A 19869-nucleotide genomic window follows, 5' to 3' on the forward strand; every position below is an offset into this window, starting at 1 on the left:
ACCCGTGCGCAACGGTCGGCGGGGCCGGCCGCGACACCGCCCGGACAAACTGCACGCCGACAAAGCCTACGACGCTGAACCGCGCCGACACGAGTGCCGGGCGCGTGGGATTGTACCGCGCATCGCACGCCGCGGCATCGAGAGCAGCGAGAGGCTAGGCCGGCATCGGTGGGTGGTGGAGCGCACGCACGCTTGGTTCAATCGCTTCCGTCGGCTGCCCGTGCGCTACGAGCGACGTGCAGACATCTACAAAGCCTTCACCAGCCTCGCTGCCAGCCTCATCACACTCAACCAGATCAGACGGTTCTGTTAGGCGCTCTAAGTCCCTGAGATCAACCACCCACGACGGTGCAGACATTTCGCCATCCCGTGTCACCAACCGATAACCGTCGACCCCGCGCACGGTTTCTCAGGTCCCAGATCCCGATATAGATTGAGCAAGGAACTGTTGTTTGGAATAATTCCATGGTCAATCTGCGGTTGTTTTCAATAACTGCGCTCGCTGTATTATTTTATTGCGCACCCGCAGGCGCGCAATGGAGTCCAGCCGGAAGCCTATTAAATGTTCCGGTCACAAAGGATTGCAATCAGACGTCAGGGTCTGTCGCATCCGCAAAGCCCGATGGCCTCTTTCTTTGCCCAACCCGGGCGGAACTGATCGATTCTCAGGTCCAGGACGCCAGTCATTTCTATATCGTCCACGAATACGGTCTTCTGGCCATCCAAACGACATCGGATCGGTTGGCGGATTGCTGGGCGGCGCATCAGCTCGCAGCCGCGCGCAACGGGCGGCACTACATCAAACAATGGATCATACACTGGACCCATTACGGCACGACCCGGCCGAGTTTCGGCACACCCGCGCAGCGGATCGCCAATGTTCGGTCGTGCTGCGCCTGCGGGATATAGGGTTTTAGATTTTGGTGAACGGCGCCCCCTCGCGTCAGCTGGCGCGGATGCCATGGAGACCCGGCGCGACCGCGCGTCACCCCCTACTGCCGACCAGCCAGGCCCGGATGCGGCCGGCGAGCATCGGCCGGGCGCGGGCGATGTCGTCGTCGTCGAGGAGCGGGGAACGGGCCAGGGCCGCGAGATAAGCCTCCTCGGCGCCGCGGCAGGCTCGGAACGCGGCATCCGCGGCGAGATCGGGATCCGTGAGCGCGGCCTGGATCCGGAAGTTGCGGCTGAGGCAGTCGCGCCAGCCGCCATGCCGCATCTCGGTTTCGCTGTCGGCGCGAACCGGACCTGAGACGAGCAGCGTCGCCGCGAGAAGCAGGAGCGATCTGAGAGACGCAGGGGGCATGGATCGGGCACTCGGTCCGGGGACAGGGTGACGCCGACAGGGTTAGCGAAGGGTTAAGCCTCAGTGCGGAGCGGACGCCAAATTGCACGGACAGATGAGCAAGCTGCGAACCTCAGCCAGCTCGGTCCTCGAAACCGATAGGGCTGGCGCGATCAGCGGTTGGCGGTGGTGACCGGGGAGGTGACGCCGCCCAGCGACACCCAGGCCGTCGCGTCCTGGCTCTCGCGCTTGATGAAGACGTAGCCGGTCTTGTGCCACGGCACGATCGCGTTGGTCTTGTTGTCGAGGACTAAGTCGCCGCGATCGGTGATCAGGGTCAGGACCGCGTGGCCCTCGCCCTTCTCATCGATCACCACGGTCATCCGCATCGCCCGGCGGGGCAGGCCGGCCTCGGCCAGCAGATGGCGCTTGAGCAGCTGGAAATCCTCGCAATCGCCGATGCCGTCCTCGGCGAGGTCCCAGCGGTCGGCGACGTGGAGATGCTCCATGTCGGTCTTCGGCTCGACCGACTTGTTCACCCGACGGTTCACCGAGACGATGGTCGCCCAGGTCGCCGGGGTGAGGCTGATGCGGGCCGGCTCGCTCCGGTCCACCGCGCATTCCTCCGCGTAGGATTGGCAGAACGTCACCCAGGCGGCGATCGGGCGCGCCGCACCCTGCGGCTCGGCCCCGATCTGGGGGGACGGCAGGCTCGCGAAGGTCTGCGCCTGGACGGCACCGACGCCGAGCCCGGCGAAGCACAGGGCCGCCCCGATGAACCCGGCCAGAACCCGACGGCTGCGGGAAGCCCGACGAGGTGCAGCGCTGGGGACAGAACCCTGCACCATGGAAGCCGCGAACCGCATCGCCGTGACCCAACCGTTAAGCTCTCGTTAACGAAAGCTCTCACGCCGGGGGGCCGGCGGCAATCGGCGGATTAACAAAAGGTTAATGCTGTGCGCAACGCGGATGACGTAGGAATATCCGAGCCTGTGGCGGCGGCGCCTTCGAGCAGGCCGAGTCCGCGCGAAAACGTGAAGATTTCCAACGGTCTTCGCAGACGGTGATCGCCGTTGATCTTCGCCGCCATCCTAAAAACGGAACCCGTGGGCGGCTGGAGGAACGCTCATGCCATGCACAGCCGATGTGCTCGCGGGGTTCGCCCGCGCGGGACTCGTGATCGGAATCCTGGCGGCCGGTCCCGCCGCGGCCGCGAACCCGGCCGATCCGCCGCCGCAACCGGCCCAGGGCAGCGCGAGCGCGGGCGATCTCAAGAGCGACGGCCCGACGCAGCCGGCCAAGCTGCAGGACGGGCAATACACCGACGCGAATGGGGATCCGACCTATCACGTCACCGAGGGCGGCAAGAAGGTCGATTGGTACACGATGTCGGGGTACCTCCGGTACAGTTCCAACTGCATCGTCTGCCACGGTCCCGACGGCATGGGTTCGACCTATGCGCCCTCCCTGGTCGATGCGCTCAAGGGCATGGACTACGCCCATTTTGCCGGCATCATCAGCGGCGGCAAGAAGGACGTGAACGCATCCCAGGAGCTGGTCATGCCGGCCTTCGGGGATAACCGGAACGTCATGTGCTACATGCCCGACATCTACACCTACCTGCGCGCCCGCTCGGACGGGGCAATCGGCCGAAACCGTCCGGCCGAGCACGAGCCGAAGCCCGCTGCCTTCGCCAAGGCGGAAGATGCCTGCATGAAGTGAGGCGCGACGCGGAGCGGCGCTCCCCAGCGCTGCGATGCCGGCGGCGCGACGCCCCGTTGCGCCGCTCGGTTGTGCACGACATACTCCCGGCAAGACTCTGAAGAGCGAGCGCAAAACTCGTCAAGGGGGGACGCCAGGGGGTGAAACGTGGCTCGAGGGACGGGAGGACGCCGCCATCTGTGCGGTATCTGGACGGCCTGGACGGAGGCAGCTTCGGCTTCCGACGCGGTCTCCGACATTGCGCAGGCCATCGGTACGGCGTCCCTGTCCCAGATCGTGGCGTTCTTTTCGGCTGACTACGATCCCGAGATCCTGGCCGACACCTTAACAAAACAGTTCCCCGGCGTGCCGGTGGCCGGCTGCTCGATGTCGGGGGGCATCGCCCCGGCCGGCGGACTCGATCGCGGCCTCGTGGTCATCGCCTTCCCGGCCGAGCGTTTCCGCATCGTCTCGACGGTGCTCGATGCCATCGACCATCTCGATGTCGAACGCACCGCCTCGGCCGTGCGCGCTCTGCGCCGGACCCTCGACCCGGCGGGTCCCTGCCGCGAGGCCGATGCGCCGGCTGCCGACCGCCGCTTTGCCCTGTCGTTGATCGACGGGCTTGCCAACGCGGAGGAGACCGTCGTCTCGGCCATCGCCTGGGCCCTCGACGGCATTCCGATCGTCGGCGGCTCGGCGGGCGACGACCTGCGTTTCCGGGACGCGGTGCTGCTGCATGGCGGCCGGATCCACCGCAAGGCGGCGGTGCTGGTCCTGGTCGAGACCGATTGGCCGTTCGAGATCTTCAAGAGCGACAATTTCGAGCCGACCCAGACAAAGTTCGTGGTCACCGCCTCGGACGGCGAGCGTCGCACCGTCCACGAACTCAACGCCGAGCCGGCGGCGCGGGAATACGCGATGGCGATCGGGCTCGATCCCGAGGGCCTGTCGCCGATGAGCTTCGCCGCCTACCCGCTCGCTGTGAAGGTCGGCGGCGAGTACTTCTGCCGCTCGATCCGCCGCATGAACGAGGACGGGTCGCTCAGCTTCTTCTGCGCCATCGACGAGGGCGTGGTGCTGACGCTCGCCGAGCCGCGCGACATCGTTGCCTCCACCCGGGACGAGCTGGCGCGCCTCGACACGGCTTTGGGCGGCGTCGACCTGATCATCGGCTTCGAATGCGTGCTGCGCCGGCTCGATGCCGAGAGCCGGCAGGTGGGCCACGGCATCGCCGACCTGTACCGCCGCTACAACGTCGTCGGCTTCGAGACCTTCGGCGAGCAGTACCGGGCCATGCACCTCAACCAGACGTTCACCGGCATCGCCATCGGCAAGGGGCTTTCCGGGCGTGAAGAGACCGGCGACGTGCCGGTCGCGTTATGACCCTGCACCCGAGCGGTCTCGAGACCGACGAATCCCTGCGCCGCCGGATCGAGAAGCTGGAGCGGATCAACGCCGCGCTTATGTCCCATGTCGAGCGCAGCATGGACCAGCGCGGCAGCGCCTACTCGCTGTTCCAGACCGCGATCATGCTGGAGGGCCGCGTCCGCACCCGCACCGAGGAGCTGACCGGGCTGATGCATCGCCTGGAGCGCTCGAACGAGGCGCTGGCGGCGGCCAAGGAGGAGGCCGAGACCGCCAACCGCTCCAAGACCCGCTTCCTGGCGGCGGCGAGCCACGACCTGCTGCAGCCCGTGAACGCCGCCCGGCTGTCGATCTCGGCGCTGGATGACCTGCCGCTGCCGCCCGAGGCCCGCACCATCGCGGGCCAGGTCGAGCGCGGCCTGCAGACGATCGAGGATCTGATCAAGACGCTGCTGGATATCTCCAAGCTCGATGCCGGCATCGTCCGGCCGCAGCTGCAGCCGGTCTTTCTGCCCGATTTGCTGGCGGAACTGGCGGAGAGCTTCAAGCCGTTCGCCGAGCGCAAGGGCCTGCGGCTGGCTGTGCGCTGCCCGGATCTCACGGTCACCAGCGACCTGATGCTGCTCCAGCGGATCCTCCAGAACTTGGTCTCGAACGCCATTCGCTACACCACCACCGGCGGCGTCGTGCTGGCGGCGCGGCGACGGGCCGGCGGGATCCGGGTCGACGTGACCGACACCGGCTGCGGCATCGCCGCCGAGGAGCGCGACCTCGTCTTCGAGGAGTTCTTCCGGGGCGGCGCCCGGACCGGCAGCGCAGAGGAGCCGGGCCTCGGACTCGGCCTCTCGATCGTCCGCCGCATGGCGCAGGCCCTGGACCATCCCCTCACCCTGGCCTCCCGGCCCGGCCACGGCACCCGGGTGACCCTGGGCCTGCCCCTGAGCCTGATCCCGGCCGCCACGGCGCCCCCGGCCCCCGTGGCGACCCGGCTCTCGGGCGCCCATGTCCTGGTGGTCGAGAACGACGCTTCCACGGCCGACGCCATGGCGCGCCTGCTGCAGAACTGGGATGCCCGGGTCTCGACGTTCCGGGATCTCGCCGGCGTGCGCGGGGCGATCGAGGCCGGGGCTGCACCGCCCGACATCCTGGTGCTCGACTACCATCTCGACGACGGCGCCTGCGGCCTCGACGTGGCCGCCTATCTCCGCGGACGGTCCGCGCGCCCGCTCCCCGCGATCGTCACCACCGCCGATCATTCCGAGGCGATCGAGGCGCGGGTGGCGGCGGCCGGCGCCGAGCTGGTCCACAAGCCGATCAAGCCCGCGCAGCTCCGCTCGCTCCTGACCTATATGCTGGCCTGACGAACAATCCCACCCGCGCCGTGACATAGGACACGCCGCAGCCCTCGACGCTGTGCCGCGGCTGCGCGAGAGGAAGCCGGCATCCGCGGTGCGTCCTGCGCCCGGGTTTCCCACGCAATCGACGTCACCGGCCCCACCGGGACGCCGCAGGAGCGCGCGCGCATGGTGCAGGTCCCGGCCGGTACAGGCGCCCCCGCGCAGCAGCATGATGGCCTGCCGCCGCGCGAGCGGGTCCTGGCGATGGCGGCGATCGGGCTCGCCATGACCATGGCGGTGCTCGACGGGGCGATCGTCAACGTCGCGCTGCCCGTGATGGCGAAGGACCTGGCGGTGAAGCCGGCCGACGCGATCTTCGTGGTCAACGCCTATCAGGTCGCCGTGACGGCGAGCCTGCTGCCTTTCGCGTCGCTTGGCGACATCTTCGGCTTCCGGCGGGTCTACCTGCCGGGGCTCGCTGTGTTCGTCGCCGCGTCGCTCGCCTGCGCGGTCGCGCCGAACCTGTCGCTGCTGATTGTCGGGCGCATCGTCCAGGGGCTCGGCGCTGCGGCGATCATGAGCGTCAATATCGGCTTCGTGCGCTTCATCTACCCGCATCGGATGATCGGCCAGGGGGTCGCCAACGTGGCCCTGGTGGTGGCCGTGGCCTCGGCCGCGGGCCCGACCGTGGCGGCCGCGATCCTTTCGGTGGCGACCTGGCCCTGGCTGTTCCTGGTCAATGTCCCGGTGGGGCTGCTCGCCCTGGCGGTGGCAACGCGCACCTTGCCGGTGACGCCGGCGAGCGGGCGGCGCTTCGACCTGGTGAGCGCCGTGCTCAACGCGCTGACCTTCGGCCTGCTGATCATCGGCATCGACGGGCTGGGCGACCCGGAGGGCCAGGCCATCGCGGTAGCCGAACTCGTGGGCGCCGTGGTGATCGGCGCCGTGTTCGTGCGGCGCCAGATCCGGCTGCCAGCGCCGCTGCTGCCGGTGGACCTGTTGCGGATCCCGGCCTTCGCCCTATCGATGGCGACGTCCGTGGCGTCGTTCTCCGCCCAGATGGTGTCCTACGTCGCGCTGCCGTTCTACTTCCAGGATGTGCTGCACCTCTCCAGCACCCAGACCGGCTTCCTGCTCACCCCTTGGCCGATCGCGGTGGCCGCCATGGCGCCGATCTCCGGGCGGCTCGCCGACCGCTACCCGCCGGGGCTGCTCGGCGGCATCGGCCTCGCCATGCTGGCCGCCGGCCTCGTCTGCGTCACGCTGCTGCCGGCCGCGCCCGCAACCCTCGATGTGGTCTGGCGCCTGACCCTGTGCGGGCTCGGCTTCGGCCTGTTCCAATCGCCCAACAACAAGGTGATCGTCACCTCGGCGCCGCGGGAGCGCGCCGGCGGCGCCAGCGGCATGCAATCGACCGCCCGGCTCACTGGCCAGTCCCTGGGTGCGGCCCTGGTGGCGGTGATCTTCGGGCTGACCCACGGGCTTGGGCCCGAGCGGGCCGTGACCCTGTCGCTGTCCTGCGCGGTGGCGCTCGCCACGATCGGCGGCTGCGCCAGCGTCCTGCGGCGGGGTAAGGGCGGTTAGGCGGACCCGGCATGCCACCGACCAGCGTGGCACGCGTTGGGCCGAGATCGATACCCGCACGATCCACGCCCCGGAGCCTCCGCCCATGGACCTCAACCTCACCGGCAAGAAGGCCCTCGTCACCGGCTCGACCGGCGGCATCGGCTACGCCATCGCCAAGGAACTCTGCGATCTCGGCGCCGAGGTCGGGATCAACGGCCGCACCGCCGAGCGTGTCGAGGCGGCGCTCGCCAAGCTGCGCGGCGAGACCAAGGCCGGCCGCGCCTTCGCGGCGGCGGGTGACGTCGCCACCGCCGAGGGGGTCGATGCCCTCGTCCGGGCGCTTCCGGCGGTCGACATCCTGGTCAACAACACCGGGATCTTCGAGCCAAAACCGTTCTTCGAGATCCCGGACGCGGATTGGCAGCGCTTCTACGACGTGAACGTCATGAGCGGCGTGCGCCTGTCGCGCGCCTACACGCCGGCCATGGCCGAGCGCGGCTGGGGCCGGGTCATCTTCATCTCCAGCGAATCCGGCATCAACACGCCCACCGAGATGGTCCATTACGGCATGACCAAGACCGCGCAGCTCGCGATCTCCCGCGGGCTCGCGCAGACGGTCGCAGGCACCGGCGTGACGGTCAACAGCGTGCTGCCCGGGCCGACCCTGTCGGAGGGCGTCGCAGAGTTCATGAAGCAGATGGCCGGGGGCGCGGCCGATGCCGACCTCGACGCGATGGGCCGGGCCTTCGTGGCCGAGCATCGCCCGTCGTCGCTGATCAAGCGTCTCGCGACGGTGGAGGAGGTGGCAAACCTCGTCGCCTATCTCTGCAGCCCAGCAGCGAGCGCCACGACGGGCGCTGCGCTGCGGGTGGATGGCGGTGTCCTGCAAGGTCTCGCGTAGACCGCCTCGAACGAAACGGTCGTCGGCTCGGGGCCGGCAGGCCCCGGTCGATCCAGAGCGTCGGTCCGGCGAGAGCGCCGGACGCGGCCCTAAGGGATCAAGACTTCAGGTGAGCCGCGAGATGCTTGTTCATCTCGAACATCGAGCACTTGTCCTTGCCGAAGACCTTCTTGAGCTTGTCGTCGGCAAGGATCTCGCGCTTATTCTCGGGGTTCTGCAGGTTGTGCTTCTTGATGTAGTCCCACACCTTGCTGACCACCTCGCCGCGGGGCAGCGGGCTGGTGCCGACGATCGCGCCGAGATCGGCGGACGGCTTCAGCGGCTGCTGCAGGGCGTTCGGCTTGGCACCGGCAGCCTTCGGGGCGGCGACCTTCGCGGCCTTCGCCGGCTTCGCGGCCTTCTCGTCAGCCTTGGTGGTCTTGGCCGCCTTCGGCGCAGCCTTCTCGGTCTTCGTGGCCATAAACTTCCTCCGGTTCTCGGGCCGCAGGCCGGGGCATGAGCGCCCCACGGCCGAGCCAGCATAGCAGCAACTAAGCGGTGCTGCCGCCGTTCCAAGGGGAAATCGCCTTCGGAGGGGCATCATCCACAGGGCAGGCGCGGAAATCCACACCGGAACCGGCCGATTTGCACCGCGGCGAAGATGATTTCGTCAGAATCGGCCGATCGAAACCTGCTCTTAACGGTCGCGCTCCAGCAATACAGTCATGTTTACCCCGGTTCTCACGCTCGCGCTGTTGCTCGCCACCGGGCTCGTGCTCGGTCTTGGTTTGGGTATCCGGGCCGAACCGGCCGTACCCGGCCTGGAACCGGGCCGCCACCTGGTCTGAGTGCCGGCGGTATTGCGGTGCTGGGCCGTCCGGTGCATCTGCCCGGCGCCATGATCGACCCCATCACACCCACTACCCTGGAAAGCACCGCCCACGTCGTCCAGGTGGCGCTGAGCCCGGTCTTCCTGCTGTCCGGCATCGCGACGCTGCTCAACGTCTTCGGCGCCCGGCTCGCCCGGGTCGCGGATCAGGCCGAGCGCGTCTCGACGCGGCTGGCCGGCGCCGGCGAGGCCGAGCGGATCATCCTGGGCCAGCGCCTGGACCGGCTGCACACCCGCTCTCTGGCGCTGGATGCGGCCGTCTTCCTGGCCGCGCTCGGAGGTGTCGCGACCTGTGGCTCGGTGCTGACCCTGTTCGTCGGGGCCCTGCGCGACAGCACGGTGGCGAGCCTGCTGTTCGGCCTGTTCGGCGCCGCGATCCTGTGCACGCTGTGCGCGTTGTGTGCCTTCGGGTTCGAGATGCTGCTGGCCAGCCGCTCGGTCCGGGACCGGATCAACCAGCGCCGGGCCAATGCCGGGATGCTCGCGGATCTGTGATCCACCGGAACCCACTTCCGCCCCGGCGTTTAGTGACGAAGGCCGGAGGCACGTCCGGTCGGGTCTGCGTAACCCGGGAGTCACCATGCCGACGGATCTGCCCACCGAGCGTCCCGTGAGAAAGACAGGCTCCCTGGAGCTCGATCCCACCGGCGAGGGCATCGCCATCGACGAGACCGCCCGCCTGATCGCGTCCAACAAGGTCGAGGGCACGGCGGTCTACGACCGCGAGGGGAAGCACCTCGGGGCCGTGCACAACTTCATGGTCGACAAGGTGACCGGTCAGGTCGCCTACGCGGTCCTGGCCTTCGGGGGCTTTCTGGGGCTCGGCGAGAACCATCATCCCCTGCCCTGGAAGGCGCTGACCTACAGCACCGAACTCGGCGGCTACGTGGTCGACATCGATCCCGGCAATCTCGCCGGTGCGCCGAGCCACGGCCCGGGCGAGGACGCCTTCGCCGATCCGAACTATCGCGGGAAGATCGAGGATTATTACGGGGTCCGCGCGCCGACGCTGTGAGCTGAGTGGTGGGCAACACGCGTTTCCACCCCCGCGGCTACCACCTGCACGGATCTAAGCGCTGTCGCTTTTACAGGTCCTTACGAGCCCCCTCTCCCGTGCGGGAGAGGGTTGGGGTGAGGGACGAGGTTCATCCGGAGAAGTCGCATCCCTCACTCTGTCCCTCTCCCGCACGGAAGAGGAGACCCTCGCCCGTCACGAAATACGCCGTGACCTGCTCAGCGCGGGAAACCTGCGTAGCCCGTAGGTCCCCCGCGAGGGAACGGAGAGCGCGGCCCGCCTGTGCACCGCGCCCGTCCCGAATACCGCCCTTAAAACTTCCCGCCCAGCCCGACGCTGCCGCCGGGGGAGAGCATGGGACCCATCGAGCTGCTGCCGCTGCCGCTCGACGCGTTGCCGCCCTCGATATCCTCGCGCCGGATCCGACGCTCGCCGGCGCTGGCCGATTGCGTCGCGCCGCCGGCGCTCCGCGGGATCGCGAGCTGCTTGGTCGGGGTGGTCTGGAGCGGCTGACCGTCGGCATCGACCGCAGCGTTCTTGGCCTCGCGGTTGGGCAGGGAGCCGCGCAGCGACGGCGGCAGCCCGACCTCCGTCTCCGGCATCACACCGCCCCCGCCGCCGAGCGCCTGACAGCCGGCCACCAAGCCGGCCAGGGCAGCGCCGAGCGCGAGGCCGCGCGCTGCGGCGCATCCCGACGAGGTGAGGGTCGACATCGTGTGGTCCTCGCAACAGGCCGCGGTGTTTTCCACGGCTCGCATGGGTTTCTGGTCCGATCTCTACGCTGGGGTTGCGGCGAAAACCAGACGCCCGTGCGGCGGTACGAACCGGAGGTTGCCGCGCGGCACCGGCGCGGAACTTGCGGACCGGCTGCGACGATCCATAACTTCGCCCAGGTCCTTCGGCAGAGATCTGTCCGCAGGCGGGGTCACGCCGGCGGCGGGCCCGAACCCGACCGATACGGTCGCGGTCGTGCCGGCGCGTCGGCTCGGCCCGGCCCTTCCTCAGAGGACGCAGCGTGTTCAGAACCAACCGGATGATCGCGGCCGTGACGCTTGCCCTGTGGGCGTCGGGAGCCGTGGCGCAAGCCCCGTCCACCGGGAGCGACGGCGCATCCGGCCAGGCTCCGCCTGCGAGCCCGCCTGCCGTCCAGCCGGCGCCGGGCGCGACGACAGGGGCCGCGCCCGCGGCAGCCCCTGCGACGCAGGCGCCCCCGGCGAATGCCGCGCAGCAGCAACAGCAGCAGGGCACCCCGGCTACGGTCCTCGACACCCAGGATTACGAGAGCCTGCTCGGCCGCAGCGTGCGCAGCGCCGGCGGCGACGAGCTCGGCCGGGTCATCGACATCATCATCGACAAGGACGGGCATCCCCGGGCCGCGATCATCGATTTCGGCGGTTTCCTTGGCGTCGGCACCCGCAAGATCGCCGTGGATTGGCGCGCCCTGCGCTTCACCGCCGACGGCAACAAGGAGCGCAAGCTCTCCGTCGCGCTGAGCCGCAACCAGGTCCGCGTGTCGCCGGAATACAAGGCCGGCGAGCCGATCGTCGTGCTCGGCCCGGCGAGCCCCGCCGCCCCCGGAACCGAGGGCGACCAGGCTGCCACCCCGGCCGCACCGTCCAATCCCGCCGCGCCCACGACCGCCGCTCCGGCCCCGCCCGCCGCGACGCCGATGCCGGCAGCCCCGTCGCCCGCGCCGGCCCCCGCCACCCCTCCGGAAAAGGCCCCGGATAAGTGACGGTGGCCCGATTGAAGGCAAGACCCGCCGTTTCCCCCCGCGAGCGCGACGTGTCCCGACAGGATCCGCGGTCGCGGCCCGTCCGCCTGAAGGATTCTTCGGCCGAGGTCGCCCGCGAGCCGGCCCGGGCCGCCGCGGAGGCCGCGCCGGTGGACCGAACGGTGTCGGCGGTGAGCCGCCACGGCCTCGACGCGTTCGCGTTCTTCGTGGCCAACCTGCAGACCGGGTTCGGGCCGTTCCTGGCAGTCTACTTCTCGCAGGCGAAGTGGACGCAATCCGATATCGGCTTCGCCCTGACCGTGGGCAGCCTCGTCGCCCTGCTCGGCCAGGTGCCGGGGGGCGCCTTCGTGGACGTGGTGCGCTCGAAACGCTTCGCCGCCGCGGTGGCCGTGATCGGCATCTCGGGCAGCGCCTTCGCGCTGGCGGTCTGGCCGAGCTTCCCGGTGGTTCTGCTCGCGATGGCGGTCCATTCAGGGGCGAGCTGCGTCCTGACCCCGGCGATCGCGGCGATCAGCATCGGGCTCGTCGGCCGCGCCCGGGCGGGCGAGCGCCTCGGCCGCAACGCCAGCTTCGCAGCCTTGGGCAACGCGCTCGGCGCCGCCGGCATGGGCGCGATCGGCTACTACCTCTCGAACGGCGCGGTGTTCTACCTGACGGCCGCCCTGGTGGTGCCGACCATCATCGCGCTCAGCCGCATCCGCGCCCGGGAGATCGACGCCAACGTGTTCAAGGAAGCGGCCTCGGCGCAGGCGCCGCGCGCCTCCGGGAAGGACGGGGTCCGGGCGTTGCTGACTAATCGCGGGCTCCTGTGCTTCTCGGCCTGCATGGTCCTGTTCTTCCTCGCCAACGCCGCGATGCTGCCTCTGGTGGGTAGCGTGCTGACCCTGCGAGCGAGTGAGACCGCCACCGCCCTGGTCGCCGCCTGCATCATGGTCCCCCAGGCGGTGCTGGCGGTGAGCGCCCCCGCGGTCGGCAGGGCGGCCGAGCGGTTCGGCCGCTACCCGGTGCTGCTCCTTGGCTTCGGCGCCCTGCCGGTGCGCGGCCTGATGCTCGCCTACACAACCAACCCCTACGGCTTGGTCGCCATCCAGGTTCTCGACGGCATCTCCGCCTCGGTGCTCGGCGTGATGGTTCCGCTCGTGGTCTCGGATCTCACCCGGGGCACGGGACGTTTCAACCTGGCGCTCGGCGCCGTCGGTACCGCGATGGGCGTCGGCGCCGCCCTCTCGACCTCGCTCGCCGGGATCATGGCCGACCGCCTGGGCAGCCACAGCGCCTTCCTTGGTCTGGCCTTGATGGGATTTGCCGCGTTCATGCTGGTGGCGCTGATCATGCCTGAGACGCGCCAACCCGCCGAGGAGGCGTGATCCGCGGCACCAGATTCGCTTGCGTGTATCCGCGCCGCTCAAGCGGCGTTCAGGTTTGATCGATAAAAGCGCGCGGGAGGTGCGGGCCGGTGCAACATATGGCAACGCTGTCGCGTTGCCGCTGCGGGTCTGTCTGCGCCCGCGTTGCACTCCGCCTCAGCCCGCACCCGCCAGTGCCGCGTGAATACGGAATGGTCACCGCGATGGAAGAGCTGCACCAATACGCTGAGAGGCCCTTCGCCTTCGTCGGGCGATACCTCCGGCGCCGCTGGGTGCCCCACCTGGTGATCCTGATCTCCGTGCTCGGCGCGGTCGGCTTCTCGGTCTCGACTGATTACGCCCTTAAGGGCGTCGTCGATGCGCTGACCAAGGGGCCGGGACCGGGCAACACCCTGGTCTGGGGGGCGCTGGCCGTCCTGATCGGCTTCATTGCGGCCGACAACATGCTCTGGCGCGTGGCGGCGCTGACCGGGGCCTTCACCTTCGTGGGCGTCACCGGCGACATCCGCCGGGACCTGTTCCGGCACATGACCGGTCATTCCCCCACCTTCTTCTCAGACCGGCAGCCGGGCACCCTGGCGTCCCGCATCACGGCGACCTCGAACGCGATCTTCACGGTCGAGAACATGTTCGTGTTCAACGTGATGCCGCCGACGGTCGCGGCCTTCGGGTCGATCGGCTACATCGCTACCGTCAACACCACCATGGCGGGTATCCTGGCTGCCGTCTTCGCGGCCGTCGTCGTGCTGATGTTCAAGATGGCGTCCGCCGGGAAGCCGCTGCACCACGACTTCGCCGCCAAGGCGGCCTCCGTGGATGGCGAGATGGTCGATCTCGTCGGCAACATGTCGCTGGTGCGCGCCTTCTCGGGCTTCAAGCGCGAGGGCCAGCGCTTCGAGGGCACCATCGCCACCGAGATGCGCGCCCGGCGCTCGTCGCTGCTCTATCTCGAGAAGCTGCGCATCGTGCACGCGGTGCTGACAGTCTTGGCGGTCTTCGGCCTGCTCTACTGGGCGATCCAGATGTGGGAGGCCGGGCAGGCGACCAACGGTCAGGTGGTGCTGGTCTGCACGCTCGGTATTCGCATCCTGGCGGCCACCCGCGATCTCGCGGTGGCCCTGGTCGACGCGACCCAGCACACCGCCCGCCTTGCCGAGGCGCTGCACACCCTGCTCCAGCCGCACGACCTCGTGGACCATCCGGAGGCGAAGCCGCTCACCGGCCAGGGGGCCAAGATCGAGTTCGACCACGTCGCCTTCAACTACCCGGATGGCCGCCCGGTCTTCACCGATTTCGACCTGGTGATCGAGCCCGGCCAGAAGGTCGGCCTCGTCGGCAAGTCCGGTGGCGGCAAGTCGACCCTGTTCTCGCTGCTGCAGCGCTTCTACGACGTGAAGAGCGGCGAGATCCGCATCAACGGCCAGAACATCGAGCGCGTCACCCAAGAATCCCTGCGCGAGGCGATCACGGTCGTCCCGCAGGACGTGTCGATGTTCCACCGCTCCCTGCGCGAAAACATCCGCTACGGCCGGCCGGAGGCCACTGACGAGGAGGTCTGGCAGGCCGCCGAGGCGGCGCGCTGCACCGAGTTCATCCAGGCACTGCCGGAGGGGTTCGACACCATGGTCGGCGACCGCGGCGTCAAGCTCTCGGGTGGCCAGCGCCAGCGCATCGCCATCGCCCGGGCGATCCTGAAGAACTCGCCGATCCTGCTCCTGGACGAAGCAACCTCGGCACTGGACGCGGAATCCGAGCAGGCAATCCGCCAGGCGCTCGCCAACCTGATGAAGGGCCGGACCGTCATCGCCATCGCGCACCGTCTCTCGACGCTTCAGGACTTCGACCGGATCGTCGTGCTGGAGGGCGGCCGCATCATCCAGGACGGCTCGCCGGACAACCTGACCCATCTCGACGGCTTCTTCCGCGAGCTGATGAAGAAGGAATCGATGTCGATGTCCCTGGCCGCCGCCTGAGCGGGGCGCCCGGGGAAGCCGGCCGTGCCCGACCTCGACAGCGTCGTCCGGGAGATCGCGGAGGAGATGGCGCAGCGCCCCGACCGGGGCGCGGTGGCCGACTACATCCCCGAACTCGCCCACGTGGACCCGAACCAGTTCGGCATCGCGGTGATCGATGCCGACGGCCGGGTCATCAGCGGCGGCGACAGCGAGACGCCGTTCTCGATCCAGAGCGTGTCGAAGGTGTTCACGCTCACCCTGGCACTCGGCATGGCCGGCGACCGGCTGTGGAAGCGGGTCGGCCGCGAGCCCTCGGGCAACCCGTTCAATTCCATCGTCCAGCTGGAGCGCGAGCGCGGCGTGCCGCGCAACCCGTTCATCAACGCCGGCGCCATCGCGGTGACAGACGTGATCCTCTCGGGTCACGAGCCCCGGGAGGCGCTGGGCGAGATCCTGCGGTTCATGCAGTTCCTGGCCCAGGACCCGAGCATCACCATCGACGAGCGCGTGGCGGCCTCGGAAAAGCGCACGGGTTTTCGCAATACCGCACTCGCCAACTACATGAAGTCCTTTGGAGTCATCGAGAACCCGGTGGACTACACGCTCGGCGTTTACTTCCACCACTGCGCCATCGCGATGACCTGCCGCCAGCTCGCGACGGCGGGGCGGTTCCTGGCCCATAACGGCCGCAACCCCTCGACAGGGCACAACGTCGTCTCGGCCGAGCGGGCGCGCCGCATCAATGCGATCATGCTGACCTGCGGCCACTATGACGGCTCGGGCGAGTTCGCTTACCGGGTCGGCCTGCCGGGCAAGAGCGGCGTCGGCGGCGCCATCCTGGCGGTGGCCCCCGGCAAGGCCTCGATCGCGGTCTGGTCGCCGGGTCTCGACGCCGCGGGCAATTCACATCTCGGCCGCGTCGCCTTGGAGCGCCTGACCCAGCGCATGGGCTGGTCGGTGTTCGGGGCCTGACCAACACCTTGCGCGGCGTCGCCTTCCACGGCACTGCGCCCGTAAGGTGCTGCGGCGCCTGAGGCAGGGCGTGGCACATGACAACGAGTACGGTGGCACGGACGTCGGGCAGCGATCTCGATCCGGGCGCCATCCTGGCCCGCCTCGACCGGCTGCCGCCGACGCGCACGATCTGGCGCTTCGTGGCTTTGCTCGGCCTCGGCTTCTTCTTCGAGCTCTACGATCTGCTGTTCACCGGCTACGTCGCCCCGGGACTTGTGAAGGCCGGGATCCTTACGCCGACGACCCCCGGGTTGTTCGGCGCGAGCGGTGTCGCGAGCTTCGTGGCGGCCCTGTTCACCGGGCTGTTCATCGGCACCCTGGTCTGCGGCTGGCTCGCCGACCGGTTCGGCCGCCGGGCGATCTTCACGTGGTCGCTCTTGTCCTACACCGCCGCCAACGTGGTGATGGCCTGCCAGACCGAGGCGTTCGGGCTCAATTTGTGGCGGCTGATCGCCGGGATCGGCCTCGGCCTCGAGATGGTGACCATCGGCAGCTACCTCTCGGAGCTGGTGCCGAAGGGGATCCGCGGCCGCGCCTTCGCTTTGTGCCAGGGCATCGGCTTCACCGCCGTGCCGGTGGTGGCGTTCCTGTCCTACCTGCTGATCCCGACGGCGCCGCTCGGGATCGACGGCTGGCGCTGGGTCGTGCTGATCGGCGCCACCGCGGCGATCGGGGTCTGGTGGCTGCGTGCCGGCCTGCCGGAGAGCCCGCGCTGGCTGGTCGAGCGCGGGCGGCTCGCGGAGGCCGACGCGGTTCTGCGGCGCCTTGAAGGCCAAGTCGCCGCCGAGTACGGCCGCCCCCTGCCGCCACCCGCGGCATCGGAGCCGGTGCAGCGGCGCGGCACCTACGGCGACCTCTGGGTGCCGCCCTATCGCCGCCGGGCGCTGATGATGGCCGGCTTCAACGTCTTTCAGACGGTGGGCTTCTACGGCTTCGCCAACTGGGTGCCGACCCTGCTGGTGGCGCAGGGCATCACCATCACGTCGAGCCTCGCCTACACGGCGCTGATCGCGCTCGCCGCCCCGGTGGGACCGCTGATCGGGCTCGCCATCGCCGACCGGTTCGAGCGCAAGCACGTCATCGTGGCCGCCGCGCTGGTCTACATCGCCTGCGGGCTGGCCTTCGCGCAGACCCGGGACGTGTCGGTGATCGTCGCGCTCGGGATCGGCCTGACGCTCGCCTCCAACGTGATGTCCTACAGCTTCCACGCCTACCAAGCCGAGCTGTTCCCCACCGGCATCCGGGCCAGAGCCGTGGGCTTCGTCTATTCCTGGAGCCGCTTCTCAGCAATTTTTACGGGCTTCGTCATCGCCTTCGTGCTGCGCGAGGCCGGCACTCCGGGCGTCTTTTTATTCATTTCCGCCGCGATGCTGGCAGCCGGGCTTCTGGTCGGTCTTCTCGGACCCCGCACGCGCGACGTGGCTCTGGAGAAGATCGCGGGGTGAGGCCCGCATCCGCGCAATAACGAATCGTGGTAGCCTGCGCCCATGGTCGCACAGCCGAAGCCCCGGATGACGGTCGACGAGTTCCTGACCTGGGCCGAGGGCCGTCCGGGGCGCTACGAACTGGTCGACGGCGAGGTTTTCGCGATGTCGCCGGAGCGAGCTCGGCACGGTCTCGTCAAGTACGCGGCTCAGACCGCGCTGAACCGTGCGATCGAAACCGCAGGCCTCCCCTGTCACATGATGCCGGACGGGATGACGGTCCGCATCGATGCGGCGACGACCTTCGAGCCGGACGCGCTCGTCTATTGCGGACCGCCGGTCGATCTCGATGCGATCGAGGTGCCCAACCCTGTCGTCGTGGTCGAGGTGCTCTCGCCGGGGACCAGATCCGTGGATTCCGGAACCAAGCTGATCGGCTATTTTCAGGTTGCGAGCCTGTGCCACTACCTAATCCTGGATCCGGTCAAACGCCTCCTGATCCATCATCGGCGCGGGCAAGGCAGCAGCGTCGAAACCCACATCGTTTCGGATGGCGTCCTGGATCTCACCCCACCGGGCCTGCAGATCGCCGTCGCCGACCTGTTCGTTCGGGTTTAGCTTCTGAGTCCTAAGCTGAAGCTCCACCATCTCGCACAGTGCCGAATCGTGGTAGCCTGACGACATGGTCGCGCAGCCGAAGCCCCGGATGACGGTCGATGAGTTCCTGGTCTGGGCCGAGGACCAGCCGGGACGCTACGAGCTGGTCGAAGGCCGAGTTGTCGCGATGTCGCCGGAGCGGGTCCGGCGCGCCGAGGTCAAGGCCTCGGCCTATCTCGCCCTCCGGTCCGCACTGAACCGGACGCCGCTTCCCTGTCGCGCCCTGCCGGACGGGATGAGCGTGCGCATCGACGACACGACGGTCTTCGAGCCCGACGCCCTCGTCTATTGCGGCGCGCGTGCGGATCCGGACGCGATCGAGATTCCCAATCCCATCCTCGTGGTCGAGGTGTTGTCGCCCAGCACGGTCACAGTCGATTCCGGCCGCAAGCTCGCCGGCTATTTCAGCGTCGCCAGCGTCGCGCACTATCTGATGATCGACCCGGTCAAGCGCCTCGTGATCCACCATGCGCGCGGCGCGGGAGGCCTGATCGCGACGCGGATCGCCACCGAGGGCGCCCTCGACCTGACGCCGCCCGGAATGAGCCTATCCGTCGCCGAGCTGTTCGCCGATCTCCCGCCCCCCGCAGACCCCGCGGCTTGATCCGATCCGAGGCGGATGTCACAGCGGCGCAAACGCGAATCAGGACGCCCGGATGACCACACCCCTCGATCTCCTCGTGCTCGGCAACGCCATCGTCGACGTGATCGCCCGCACGAACGACGCCTTCCTGGACGCCCAGGGGGTGACCAAGGGCGCGATGCAGTTGATCGACGAGGAGCGGGCGGAGGCTTTGTTCGCCGCGATGGGGCCGGCCACGATCGTCTCGGGCGGCTCGGGGGCGAACACCGCGGTCGGCGCGGCCCTGCTCGGCGCCAAGACCGGCTTCGTCGGTAAGGTCCGGAACGACGAGCTCGGCGGCCTGTTCGGGCACGACCTCAAGGCCACGGGCGTCGGCTTCACGGTGCCGCCGGCGAGCGAGGGGCCGGCCACGGCCCGCTGCTTCGTGCTGGTGACGCCGGACGGCGAGCGCACGATGAACACCTATCTCGGCGCCTGCCAGCGACTGAAGCCCGAGGACGTGGACCGTGCGCTCGTGGCCTCGGCCCGGGTCGTCTATCTCGAAGGCTATCTGTGGGATCCGCCCGCCGCCAAGGAGGCGTTCCGCAAGGCGGTCCAGATCGCCCACCAGGCCGGCAACGCGGTGGCGCTGACCCTCTCGGACGCGTTCTGCGTCGGCCGCTACCGGGACGAATTCTTGGGGCTCGTGCGCGACGGCAGCATCGACATCCTGTTCGCCAATATCGGCGAGCTTCAGAGCCTCTACCAAACCGACGATCCCGAGGCCGCCGTGGCCGCGCTCCGTGACGAGCGCAACGCCCGCGGCCGGCACCTGCTCGGCCTGGTGACCCGCTCGTCGGAGGGCGCCCTGGTGGTGCAGGGTGGCGAGGTCCGGTCCGTCGAGGCGAGCCCGGTGCGCGAGGTGCTAGACACCACCGGCGCCGGCGACCTCTTCGCCGCCGGGTTCCTGGCCGGCCATGCCCGCGGCCTCGACAACGTCACCAGCGCCCGCCTCGGCGCGCTGGCGGCCGCCGAGGTGATCCAGCATATCGGCGCACGCCCCCAGGCCGACCTCGTTGGTCTGGCCAAAGAGCGCAAGCTGCTCTGATCCGGCTGC

At 69.1% G+C, this 19869-nt stretch carries 21 protein-coding genes; 17 read left to right on the top strand and 4 right to left on the bottom strand.

Annotated features, from left to right (window positions below; all coding sequences use genetic code 11):
* Positions 1-313: transposase (locus BM228_RS03830; protein ID WP_139234037.1), on the top strand; the 313-nt coding region annotated here is incomplete at its 5' end.
* A gap of 672 nt (positions 314-985) precedes the next feature.
* Here the strand turns inward: BM228_RS03830 and BM228_RS03835 are convergent.
* Together BM228_RS03835 and BM228_RS03840 are read right to left on the bottom strand one after the other, a co-directional pair.
* Positions 986-1303, bottom strand: a complete 318-nt coding sequence (locus BM228_RS03835; RefSeq protein WP_092037390.1) for a hypothetical protein — start codon at positions 1301-1303, stop codon at positions 986-988.
* 152 nt (positions 1304-1455) lie between these two features.
* Positions 1456-2148, bottom strand: a complete 693-nt coding sequence (locus BM228_RS03840) for a transglutaminase-like cysteine peptidase (protein WP_092037391.1) — start codon at positions 2146-2148, stop codon at positions 1456-1458.
* A 262-nt stretch (positions 2149-2410) separates the two neighbouring features.
* Here BM228_RS03840 and BM228_RS03845 point away from each other — a divergent pair, with 262 nt between their 5' ends.
* The 5 genes from BM228_RS03845 to BM228_RS03865 all read left to right on the top strand — a co-directional run bounded on the left by BM228_RS03845 (position 2411) and on the right by BM228_RS03865 (position 8155).
* Positions 2411-3004, top strand: a complete 594-nt coding sequence (locus tag BM228_RS03845) for a c-type cytochrome, methanol metabolism-related (protein ID WP_092037393.1) — start codon at positions 2411-2413, stop codon at positions 3002-3004.
* Between the two features lie 147 nt (positions 3005-3151).
* Positions 3152-4369, top strand: coding sequence for an FIST signal transduction protein (locus tag BM228_RS03850; protein ID WP_092037395.1), 1218 nt, complete (start codon positions 3152-3154; stop codon positions 4367-4369).
* Positions 4366-5712, top strand: a complete 1347-nt coding sequence (locus BM228_RS03855; RefSeq protein ID WP_092037397.1) for an ATP-binding response regulator — start codon at positions 4366-4368, stop codon at positions 5710-5712. Before BM228_RS03850 ends, BM228_RS03855 begins: the two co-directional genes overlap by 4 nt.
* A 162-nt stretch (positions 5713-5874) precedes the next feature.
* Positions 5875-7272, top strand: a complete 1398-nt coding sequence (locus BM228_RS03860; RefSeq protein ID WP_092037399.1) for an MFS transporter — start codon at positions 5875-5877, stop codon at positions 7270-7272.
* Positions 7273-7357: 85 nt separating this feature from the next.
* Positions 7358-8155, top strand: a complete 798-nt coding sequence (locus BM228_RS03865) for an SDR family NAD(P)-dependent oxidoreductase (protein ID WP_092037401.1) — start codon at positions 7358-7360, stop codon at positions 8153-8155.
* Positions 8156-8252: 97 nt separating this feature from the next.
* Here the strand turns inward: BM228_RS03865 and BM228_RS03870 are convergent, their stop codons facing one another.
* Positions 8253-8615 carry an SWIB/MDM2 domain-containing protein gene (locus BM228_RS03870; protein ID WP_092037403.1) on the bottom strand — a complete coding sequence of 121 codons (363 nt, stop codon included), beginning with the start codon at positions 8613-8615 and terminating at the stop codon, positions 8253-8255.
* A 244-nt stretch (positions 8616-8859) separates the two neighbouring features.
* On the opposite strand from BM228_RS03870, the gene BM228_RS35770 reads away from it, so the two are divergent.
* From BM228_RS35770 to BM228_RS03880, 3 genes are all read left to right on the top strand, one after another.
* Positions 8860-8982, top strand: a complete 123-nt coding sequence (locus tag BM228_RS35770; protein WP_280142308.1) for a hypothetical protein — start codon at positions 8860-8862, stop codon at positions 8980-8982.
* A 50-nt stretch (positions 8983-9032) separates the two neighbouring features.
* Positions 9033-9518: a DUF2721 domain-containing protein gene (locus BM228_RS03875; RefSeq protein WP_092037817.1), complete on the top strand. Its 486-nt coding sequence runs from the start codon at positions 9033-9035 to the stop codon at positions 9516-9518.
* Between the two features lie 85 nt (positions 9519-9603).
* On the top strand, positions 9604-10038 hold the full coding sequence (locus BM228_RS03880; RefSeq protein ID WP_092037405.1) for a PRC-barrel domain-containing protein: 435 nt from the start codon (positions 9604-9606) through the stop codon (positions 10036-10038).
* A 311-nt stretch (positions 10039-10349) separates the two neighbouring features.
* On the opposite strand, the gene BM228_RS03885 is transcribed toward BM228_RS03880, so the two are convergent.
* Positions 10350-10751: a hypothetical protein gene (locus BM228_RS03885; protein ID WP_092037407.1), complete on the bottom strand. Its 402-nt coding sequence runs from the start codon at positions 10749-10751 to the stop codon at positions 10350-10352.
* 320 nt (positions 10752-11071) lie between these two features.
* Between BM228_RS03885 and BM228_RS03890 the strand changes: the two genes are divergently transcribed.
* From BM228_RS03890 to BM228_RS03925, 8 genes are all read left to right on the top strand, one after another.
* Complete coding sequence (locus tag BM228_RS03890; protein ID WP_092037409.1) at positions 11072-11773, top strand: PRC-barrel domain-containing protein; 702 nt, start codon at positions 11072-11074, stop codon at positions 11771-11773.
* Positions 11770-13140: an MFS transporter gene (locus BM228_RS03895; RefSeq protein WP_092037410.1), complete on the top strand. Its 1371-nt coding sequence runs from the start codon at positions 11770-11772 to the stop codon at positions 13138-13140. Before BM228_RS03890 ends, BM228_RS03895 begins: the two co-directional genes overlap by 4 nt.
* 203 nt (positions 13141-13343) lie before the next feature.
* On the top strand, positions 13344-15113 hold the full coding sequence (locus BM228_RS03900) for an ABC transporter ATP-binding protein (protein WP_092037819.1): 1770 nt from the start codon (positions 13344-13346) through the stop codon (positions 15111-15113).
* Positions 15114-15137: 24 nt separating this feature from the next.
* Positions 15138-16067 (top strand): glutaminase, encoded by a 930-nt coding sequence (locus tag BM228_RS03905; RefSeq protein WP_092037412.1) that lies wholly within the window; start codon positions 15138-15140, stop codon positions 16065-16067.
* 77 nt (positions 16068-16144) lie between these two features.
* Positions 16145-17554: an MFS transporter gene (locus BM228_RS03910; protein WP_092037413.1), complete on the top strand. Its 1410-nt coding sequence runs from the start codon at positions 16145-16147 to the stop codon at positions 17552-17554.
* A gap of 66 nt (positions 17555-17620) precedes the next feature.
* Positions 17621-18151: a Uma2 family endonuclease gene (locus BM228_RS03915; RefSeq protein ID WP_244537003.1), complete on the top strand. Its 531-nt coding sequence runs from the start codon at positions 17621-17623 to the stop codon at positions 18149-18151.
* Positions 18152-18239: 88 nt separating this feature from the next.
* Positions 18240-18794, top strand: a complete 555-nt coding sequence (locus tag BM228_RS03920) for a Uma2 family endonuclease (RefSeq protein ID WP_244537004.1) — start codon at positions 18240-18242, stop codon at positions 18792-18794.
* A 52-nt stretch (positions 18795-18846) separates the two neighbouring features.
* Complete coding sequence (locus BM228_RS03925) at positions 18847-19860, top strand: adenosine kinase (RefSeq protein WP_092037418.1); 1014 nt, start codon at positions 18847-18849, stop codon at positions 19858-19860.
* Positions 19861-19869: the final 9 nt, after the last annotated feature.

The sequence above is a fragment of the Methylobacterium pseudosasicola genome (assembly GCF_900114535.1).
In the GTDB taxonomy this organism is placed as follows: domain Bacteria; phylum Pseudomonadota; class Alphaproteobacteria; order Rhizobiales; family Beijerinckiaceae; genus Methylobacterium; species Methylobacterium pseudosasicola.